Source organism: Gordonia desulfuricans NBRC 100010, from assembly GCF_001485495.1.
In the GTDB taxonomy this organism is placed as follows: domain Bacteria; phylum Actinomycetota; class Actinomycetes; order Mycobacteriales; family Mycobacteriaceae; genus Gordonia; species Gordonia desulfuricans.
In genome coordinates this window covers 1-1,348 of record NZ_BCNF01000224.1, presented here as the reverse complement: position 1 = coordinate 1,348, position 1,348 = coordinate 1, and the positions used below count along the sequence as shown (strand labels likewise).

Here is a 1,348-nt window from a genome sequence, read left to right as displayed (position 1 = left end):
GGGTTTGCTGGAGGCTCGGTTAGTTGGTTCCAGCGTTTGCGGGGACCGGGTTCTCACGGTAGCTGGTGACGGTGTGGGTCGACCAGTAGGCGCTCTCGTACTCGACGGGTGGGACGTGTCCGATCTCGCCGTGCAGGCGGCGGTGGTTGAACCATTCGACGTACTCAGCGACGGCGATCTCGACCTCGCCCACACCTGCCCAGCCGCCTCGCGGGCGCATCACGGGGTTACGGATGCATTCGGCTTTGAACAGCGAGTTGAACGCCTCAGCCATCGCGTTGTCGTATGAATCCCCTTTGGAGCCAACAGATGTCACCGCTTCGGCTTCGGCCAGTCGTTCGGTGTAGCGGATGGCTCGGTATTGCACTCCGCGGTCGGAGTGGTGGATCAGCCCGGCCACGTCGTGGCCGGCACGCGACCGTGCCCACAATCCCGTGTTCAGGGCGTCGAGGGCGAGGTCGGTGTGCATGGTGGTCGAGACCTGCCAGCCGACGACCATCCGCGAGAACACGTCCAGGACGAACGCCGCGTACACCCAGCCCGAGTGGGTGCGGATGTAGGTCAGGTCCGCCACCCACAACGCGTTCGGTGCCGCCGCGGTGAACTGACGGTTGACCCGGTCAGCCGGCCGGGGTGTTTCAGCTCCCTCGCTGCGCGTGGTCTTGCGTGTCTTGAGTCTCGCTATCCCTTGCAGCCCATCGGCTTTCATCAATCGCTCGACGGTGCAGCGGGCAACACTATGGCCCTGTCTGCGCAATTGGGCATGCACCTTGCGGGCACCGTAGACGCCGAGGTTGTCGGCATGCACCGCGCGGACCTGGGTAAGGAGCTCCCGGTCACGCACCACACGAGGCGCCTCGGTCTTCTGGGGGCTCAGGTGGGCTCGTACCGTGGACGGAGCGATCTGGGCGGACGTATCGCGCAATGCCGCACAGATCGGATCGACTCCGTGTTCATCGCGGTGAGCCGCGACGAACTCCACGATCAGCGCTGTGGGCGGTCGATCTCCGCCGCAAAGAAAGCCGAAGCCTGCTTCAAGATCGTGTTCGCTCGCCGCAGTTCACGGTTCTCCCGCTCCAACGCCGCGATGCGGTCAGCGTCCTCACTCGTGGTGCCCGGGCGGACCCCGCCGTCGATCTCGGCCTGACGAACCCAATTGCGCAACGCCTCGGGATGGACTCCGAGCTGATCGGCGATCCGCTTGATCGCACCTCTCGACGAATCGGGATCTCGTCGCGCTTCACATGCCATCCGGGTGGCCCGGTCCTTGAGTTCCTCACTGTACTTGCGTGGTGCTGCCATGCTCTCCATCCTTCACAGGTTCGAGAGCCTCCGACAGACCCGGGGC

1 protein-coding gene and 1 other annotated feature are annotated in these 1,348 nt (G+C 64.8%); the gene reads right to left on the bottom strand.

Going from position 1 to position 1,348, the window contains the following annotated elements; all coding sequences use genetic code 11:
* Nucleotides 1-19: 19 nt before the first annotated feature.
* Nucleotides 20-1,302, bottom strand: a protein-coding gene (locus GD1_RS23975; RefSeq protein WP_238404338.1) for an IS3 family transposase whose coding sequence is annotated in 2 segments (ribosomal slippage) — nucleotides 20-1,014 and nucleotides 1,014-1,302 — 1,284 coding nt in all. Because the reading frame shifts where the segments join, the coding sequence is not laid out codon by codon here.
* Nucleotides 896-1,024, bottom strand: a sequence feature (AL1L pseudoknot). It overlaps the preceding gene by 129 nt.
* Nucleotides 1,303-1,348: the final 46 nt, after the last annotated feature.